Annotated in this window: 6 protein-coding genes; 1 reads left to right on the top strand and 5 read right to left on the bottom strand. The window is 47.3% G+C overall.

Annotated features, from left to right (window positions below; genetic code table 11):
* Window positions 1–252: 252 nt before the first annotated feature.
* The gene (locus JFN88_RS08840) at window positions 253–900 is read left to right on the top strand and encodes a hypothetical protein (RefSeq protein ID WP_199018961.1); all 648 of its coding nucleotides are present in this window, start codon (window positions 253–255) and stop codon (window positions 898–900) included.
* Between the two features lie 146 nt (window positions 901–1,046).
* Here JFN88_RS08840 and JFN88_RS08835 read toward each other — a convergent pair whose 3' ends face one another.
* The 5 genes from JFN88_RS08835 to JFN88_RS08815 form a co-directional block, all read right to left on the bottom strand.
* On the bottom strand, window positions 1,047–2,606 hold the full coding sequence (locus JFN88_RS08835; protein ID WP_199018960.1) for a DUF3502 domain-containing protein: 1,560 nt from the start codon (window positions 2,604–2,606) through the stop codon (window positions 1,047–1,049).
* Window positions 2,607–2,674: 68 nt separating this feature from the next.
* Complete coding sequence (locus tag JFN88_RS08830) at window positions 2,675–3,565, bottom strand: carbohydrate ABC transporter permease (protein WP_199018959.1); 891 nt, start codon at window positions 3,563–3,565, stop codon at window positions 2,675–2,677.
* A 12-nt stretch (window positions 3,566–3,577) separates the two neighbouring features.
* Entirely contained in the window at window positions 3,578–4,507 is a 930-nt protein-coding gene (locus tag JFN88_RS08825) for an ABC transporter permease (RefSeq protein WP_199018958.1), read from the bottom strand.
* Between the two features lie 209 nt (window positions 4,508–4,716).
* Window positions 4,717–7,077, bottom strand: coding sequence for an AraC family transcriptional regulator (locus JFN88_RS08820; protein ID WP_199018957.1), 2,361 nt, complete (start codon window positions 7,075–7,077; stop codon window positions 4,717–4,719).
* Entirely contained in the window at window positions 7,034–7,279 is a 246-nt protein-coding gene (locus JFN88_RS08815; protein ID WP_199018956.1) for a GntR family transcriptional regulator, read from the bottom strand. The genes JFN88_RS08820 and JFN88_RS08815 overlap by 44 nt, the downstream gene beginning before the upstream one ends.
* Window positions 7,280–7,459 lie beyond the last annotated feature (180 nt).

Genomic DNA, 7,459 nt, shown 5'->3' with positions numbered 1-7,459 from the left:
CGATCTATGAGACATAAAAATGCTCCACCTCGTAGTAAACAGTTTTATTATTTCAACTGTCTACTACAAGGGGAGCATATCAATGATCTGAGGTCCTTTTGCTATTTATGAGAATGAGGCGTGGCTGTGTAAAACCACAATGCGTCGGAGTGTAGTGGTCAAGTTGTTTAGCAAGGTTGCTTGATCAAAGCCCTATTGACACTTCCATATTCTGATACAATACTAGTATCTTATCAAACGGGAGGAAGCACAGTGACAAACAAAGAACGAGTGTTTGTAGCCTTATCCGAAGTAGCACTTTGTGATGACTGCTTATCTATTGCATCAAATGTTACACCAAGACAGACTGTCAATTCAATATGCCGTTCTCTATTTAATGAAACATATATTATCAGACATCATAGTGTCTGCGAGCATTGTCATAAAATAAAAAAAATAAACCGACTTCAAAATAATAGATATCAGCTTGAGGAGATGCCCAAACCTGAGTTGAAAATTGATTTACCAGCCAAACCGTGGTTTTGGGAGGGGAATGTCCAGGGTCATGTAGTGAGCTATCTTGTTCAAAATAAATACCAAATTCGAAGTGTCGCTGATACTGCTTCTCGTACAACTGGTAAAGACATAATTGCCCTTTCCCCCGAATGCAAAGAAGTGTGGATCAGCGTTAAGGGGTATCCCGAAAAAAGTTCAAATGTTCAAGCACGTCACTGGTTTTCCGGTGCTCTATTCGACCTCGTCTTATACCGTGGAGAAAATCCACAAGTAGATCTCGGTATAGCTCTCCCAGAAGGGTTCACCACGTACACCAACTTACTCCCACGTATCACATGGCTTAAAGAACATATGAAATTTAATATCTACTGGGTTAATGAAGAAGGAATCGTTACTGTACAATAGTAAATAAACTTAAGTAATACCATTCCAAATCGTCATGAATTATCCTTTTTAAAAGTTGGTCTACAGTTTTCCACAACATATATCGCAGCAATGGCCGCTGATTCCTTCCTGGTTGGAAGGCCAGCGGCCATTGTGCTAAATCCTGTTTACTTAGAAGCTTTCCAAGCGTCGATTTGCGACTGCATTTCGGAAAGGATCTTATCCAGGCCAGCTTTTTTCAGCTTGGCGTTCATTTTCGGTAATTCTGTATCCGGGTCGGCGATACCGGTAATGAGGCCGGCATAGAATTCGTCCACGACGGAAGCCGTTTGCGCGAGCTCACTCTTCACGTTGGTTGGATCGAACGAGAAGCCAAGCAATTTGGACGGAATAGCCGCCGCGTTTTTATCCGGACCTGCCGGATACCATTTCGGTTGTGTCTCGCTTGTGCGGTAGGAGTTGAAAATGTTGCCGTATTCCCAGCCGGAATCGACCCAATAGCCCGCATTGTCGATCTTCTTGATCAAGTCGTCGCTAACTTTCGTGTAATGCGTACCTTCAATTCCGTAACTCATCATGTTAAACAACTCCGGATCGGAGTACAACAGGTTATAGAACATCACTGCTCTAGCCGGGTCCTTAGACGTGCGTGCTACCGCTGTCATTGTTGAGATGATGGAACCCGTGCTCATGTACGGCTTGGAAAATTCGACCGCAGCCACTTTGGAAGCGTCGCCTCCGCCCCATCTAGAAGCTTGGTTGGCGGCCGTATCCGGGTTGATAACCGTAAAAGTAGAAGTAACGTATTTGCCCGCAAGCTCGTCGGAACTCGTATCCTTCAGCGTTGAAGCGTCTTTGCGAATAATGCCTTTTTCATACCATTCGCGCATTTGCTTCAGCAAGTCAACAAATTCTTGTGTTTCGTACAGGTTAACAACTTTGCTCGAATCGTCATTGATCCGTACGACGCCCGGGTTTTTCGACGAGAAGGATTCAAGTCCAATCGCGACCCCGTAGTTGTTCATAATATCTACGTCGCCCTTCAAGCTGAACGGATATTTGTCTTGCTCGCCCGCTTTCACCTTCTCCAGGAACGGAGTCAGGTCAGCCAACGTCTTGAATTGATCAACGTTGTAGCCGTATTTATCCAGATAGTCCTTGTTGATCAGAACGCCAGGCGTTCTGGCCAACACTTGCGTATTAATCATCGCGTATAACTTGCCCTTGACTTTGGCAGCATCCCATGCGGCTGGAGGCACTTGCTTAAGGATGTCCGGGCCGTATTGCGGAAGCAGGTCGGTAATGTCAAGGAACGCGCCTTTGTTCACGTTCGTCAAATAATCGTTCGTCCAGTTGGATGTGAAAACCAGATCCGCTTTTTCGCCGGAAGCCGCGATCGCTTGCATCTTTTGATCATAAGTGCCCCAGTCGACCAGCTTGATGTCCAAAGTCGCGTTGATTTTCTCTTTTGTAATTTTGCTCATCGCGTCTTGAACAAGCTTTGCGTCCGGGAAAACGTTTTGCGGCAAATACCATGTAATTACGTAAGGCTCCAATTCTGAAGCAGAGCCTGTATCGCCTTTGCTCGACGTTCCCGAATTGGTGCCGGAATTAACTGCCGACGGCGAATTTTTCTCGTTCCCGCTTCCGCAGGCACTTAGCAGCAACCCTACGCACAGCATGAGTACCAGCGATACCGTGCCGAACTTCAACCCTTTTCTTTTCATAGAATAGACCTCCTGTGTTCTATTTATTATCATCCAAAACAGGACTGATAATCTAGTGGAATTTGCTCCTAACCTTTAATAGATCCGACGGTCATCCCTTTAATCAAGTATTTCTGGAAAAACGGGAAGGCGAACAGCATCGGGCCCGCAGCCAGGATCGCGATTGCCATGCGCGCTGATTCGGTCGGAATTGCGCTCATATCGACATTGATGCCAGCTTGCATGTTTTTAGTCAAAAATTCGATATTTGTCATGATTCTCTGCAGATAGTACTGCAGCGGCACGAGTTTCTCATCTTGGATATACAACATCGCCAGCCACCAATCGTTCCAATAGGCGAGTGCATAGAACAGGCCGACAGTTGCCAGCGCAGGTTTGGATAACGGCAAAATGATTCGGGCAAATATTCCCCATTCCCCAGAGCCGTCGATCTTCGCGGACTCAATGATTTCGAACGGCAGCCCGTCCATGAATCCTTTCATCAACATCGTAAACCAGGCGCTGACACCGTAAGGCAGAATAAGGGCCCAGATCGTATCCTGAATGTGCAGCACGTTCGTCGCGACGATATACGACGGGACGAGACCAGCATTGAAGAGTAAGGTGAAGAAGACGAAAAACGTTGTTAAACGGCTGTACCGGTAATCCTTACGGGTCATGACGTAAGCGATCGATGAAGTAAGGAGCAGGGCGAGAATCGTCCCCCCAGTCGTTACGATGATCGTAATCATATACGATTGCAGTAGCTCCTTCGGCGTACGGAAAATATAGTCGTACGCCTGAAACGAGATGTTCTTCGGAATCAGCAAGTAACCGTATCGTGCGATATCCCCATCACTCGACAGAGAGACCGATACCACGTATAGAAGTGGAAACAAGATCAAGAGCGACAAGACGACGAAAACTATAATAATCCATGGCTGGTTGCCGGCTTTTTCTATATTTGCTTTGCGCACCATCTCTCGCCTCCCTTAGAACAGCGCGTTCTCTTTGTTAAATTTGCGAACGATCAGGTTCGTTGTTAAGACGAGCACCAAACCGACTACCGCTTGGTACAAGCTAGCGGCGGAAGCCATCCCGATATCCCCGGTCACTCTGAGTGCGCGGAATACGTACGTATCGATTACGTCCGTCACCGGATACAACATCCCGGAATCTCGGGGAATGAAGTAGAACAACCCGAAATCCGAATAGAAAATCCGCCCGATATTCAGGATGACAAGCAGTGTAATAAGTGGAACGATGAGCGGAATCGAGATTTTACGAATTTGCTGGAACCGGGACGCTCCATCAATCGAAGCGGCCTCGTAATACGTCGGATCGATCGCGATCAGGCCAGTGAAAAAGATAATCGCGGTGTAGCCGACATTTTTCCACAAGTACGTAAGAGTCAGGATAACCGGCCAATAGCCGGGCTTGCTATACCAATCCACCGGAGTCAGATTCATCAACTCCAACGCTTTGTCGATGACACCGTATGTCGGATTCAGCAAAATGTAAGTGACGAAACCGACGACGACCCAGGACAGAAAATAAGGGAAAAATAACACCGTCTGAAAGATCCTCACCCATTTCCTTCCGAGCTCTGCCAGAAGTAATCCGATAATGACGGAGCAGAAAATGCCGATGAAGATGAATAACCCGTTTAGTAGAAGCGTGTTCCTCGTAATGCGCCACGCGTCTTGCGATTGAAAGAAAAACTTGAAGTTGTTCAGTCCCGCCCAATCGCTTCCCCATATCCCTTTGGCGTAGTTGATGTCTTTGAACGCGATTACGATACCGAACATCGGCAAGTAATAAAACACGAAGACAATGATCATGGCGGGCAGACTGAGGAGGAATAAACTTTTGCCTCTCCAGAAGTGTCTGCCCTCGTTGCGCAGCGCCGACCCTATTTTCATCAGTAAGTTTCCCCCTTTCGGCGATTCGCAACCGCCGTTTTGTTTGTGACTTGAGCATAAAGGAATCGGCCAACTTCTGAATACTGCTCATTTTCGCGGCATCAAAAAAGCACTGTACAAAACGCAAAAACGTGTAAAATCAACTGTACTTTATTTAAAAAAGCGCTGCCGGCACAGGGCCGGCAGCGCTAAAGGTCGAGAGAAGCGAACTATTGTTCCCTTTTGCTCGCAATATATTCTCTAGGCGTCATTTCGTAATTCGCTTTGAACAGTTTGTAAAAATAGCTTTCATTCTCAATGCCTACCCTGCGCATAATGTCCTGAATGCTAAGTTTCGAGTTCTCCATCCACTCCACTGCTTTGGTCAAACGTACCTGATTGATATATTCCGTAACCGACATTCCGAAATGCTCTTTAGCAATTTTGCTAAGCTTGTAAGAGGACAACCGCATCATGTCGGAGATACCTGTCGCCGAAAGCCCCGAGTCGAAATAATTGTTGTCGATGATCTCCTTGATGGTATCAGCCGCAACTTTATTGCCTTCGAGAACATTATTCTTCCCTTCGATACCGATAGAAGCGACCGCCTCAAGCAGTTGGCGTTCGAACCCTTCGATCGTTTCTTCCTCGTAAAGCTCGCGGTCGTGCAGCAGCTTCGGAACCCCGATTGGCTCCTTGAGCGTCCGGTTCATCTCGTAGATTGCTTTCTTGAGATGGTGAACGACCTGCATCCCGACGAGCATAATATCACTGTATTCGAGCTTGCGGATATGGCGGAACAACTCGCGGAGCTTCTCTTCCGTCTTCACAGAGTCACCTTTCTTAAATATCTCGACAAATCGGCTCTCTATCTCCAGTGTCTGATCTAGATCAGCTCCGGCCGTCTGTTCGGCGATCACGGATGGCGTGATGACAGACATCGGGCCATATACGTAGCGGTACGAGCTATTGGCAAAAGCCTGGCCGTAGGCGGAAGCGATCGCCGTATAATCGAAGGCGGGTCCTCCGATTGCGGCGGTGAAGCTCAATTTGTAGTGACTATGGATATAGTTTTGAACCTCCGCGAGCAGCAGCGCCGCCCGTTCCTCCGCACCCTCGGCTTCGGAAAGGTTGAGCAACACTGTGAACGAGTCGTCTTTCATATCGACGGTCAGCGCAGTGAACGAATTGGACAGCACTTCGGCGGTCACGTTCGCAATCGCGAACCGGAGCAATTCGCGCTCGGCCAAGCCGCGGCGCATGAACGTCTTATAGTCGTCGATACGCAGAACGCAAAGCAGGAAAGGTCTCTCCCCGGAGAACGAAACACCGAGCTGCTTGAATGCGTCGTCTGCTTCTGAAGCGCTCATGCCGAGGCTATCCACGAGCAATTTTCTCAAGAAGTAAAGCTTCATAATATTCGTATTGTTGTTTTTCTCCAGCTGGTATTCGTACAGCTGCTCTTTGGACTTGCGGTAGACCTCCGTCAAATAAGCGAATTCGTCCCGAACTCTGGAACGAAGCAATGAATCTTGCGCAGAGCCGGAGCCGCCCATCGACGTCTGTTCCATCAATCTACGAACCGGCGCATAAATGCCCCTAGTAACGGACAACGTAAGCAACAACGCCACGATAAATACGGTTGCCGTAATGAGTAGAATCGTGTCCAACAGCTGCTTCAGGTTCGCATAAACCTCTTTGTGCGGTCTCGCTTCAAGCAGCACCCACCCGGTATTCTCCAAGCGGATGTAGGAGATCAGATATTTCTCGCCTTGTATGCTTTTCGATAGAAAACCTGACGCTCCGCTTTCTTGCACGGATGAACCGGAAGATTGCGCGTAAGCCTCGCGGATTTGAACAGCAAACGGATTCGAAGCGACTGGATTGCCCGGATCGGTCTCGATTAATTGATTGGCGTCGTCGAGAATATACAGGAAGCTGCTTGACCCGCCGGTGTTCCCGCTCAACGCACGAATATTGTTAACGAGCCAGTCCATCTTGACGTTCAGGATGACGGCGCCGTCCATCCGGTTCTGCTCGTTCATGTTCTCGAACATGATGTAGCTCATGACGGTGATGAATTTCGGCTCAGGCTCGTCCGAAATTTTCAATTTGCGCACGATTGCCTTTAATGCAGGGATTCGGTCATACGAATTCAACGCCTCGTTCAGTTCAGCATCGGCGTGGAACAAATCCCCGAAAGTGGAATAATAGATGTCCTTATAGTTGTTGTAAATGTAGATCGAATGCAAAAACGGATTGTTGGCGATGATGGTTGCGTTCAGCTTATTGATTGTACTCAGTTGATCGTAAGTTTCGTCTTCCTTCAAATACATCAAAGCCTTGACTTCGTTATTGCCGTATGTGGACAGCGTCAGATTCCGAATCGTCGTGTCCAAGTAATCAATATTGTATTTCATCTGTGATAAAATCTTCTGGCTGTTCTCATACTCGCTATGGAATACTTTACGTTCAACGCTATAGTAAATCAGCGCGGAGAATAAACTCACGATAAGCAGAATGACGCAAGCGATCCACAAGAATATTCTAAGCCAGTATTTCTTTTCTAGGAAAAATCGCAAGAATTTCATTCTCTGTTCCACTCCTGTTGTCGCGCCTCAGCCAACCTTCGACGCACAATTCCTTGACCGCTTTCTCCAACGTATTTACACTCGAACGATACCCCCGCGCGAAATCGCGACTAGAGGGCAATCGAGCTTCGTCCGGCAATTCGCCATCTTGAAAACGCTTCTTGATGTCTTCCTTGATTTTCACGTACAGGTAACTCGGCATCGAGGAATGACCCGCCCCTTTCTCCCCAATTCTACATCAAATATAAGATAGCTGTATCATTTGTGTCAATTTGGTTCAAAATAAAGGGAGACTTTGGTCCTTTAATCGATTTTGCTATTCAATGGCACCGATACGGCCTTGTGCGTTGAGAAAAAGGGATTAAAGCTGAAATAGTTAACA

The organism is Paenibacillus roseus (genome assembly GCF_016424485.1).
Taxonomy (GTDB): Bacteria; Bacillota; Bacilli; order Paenibacillales; family Paenibacillaceae; genus Paenibacillus_D; species Paenibacillus_D roseus.
This window is presented reverse-complemented; position numbering and strand designations above follow the sequence as displayed.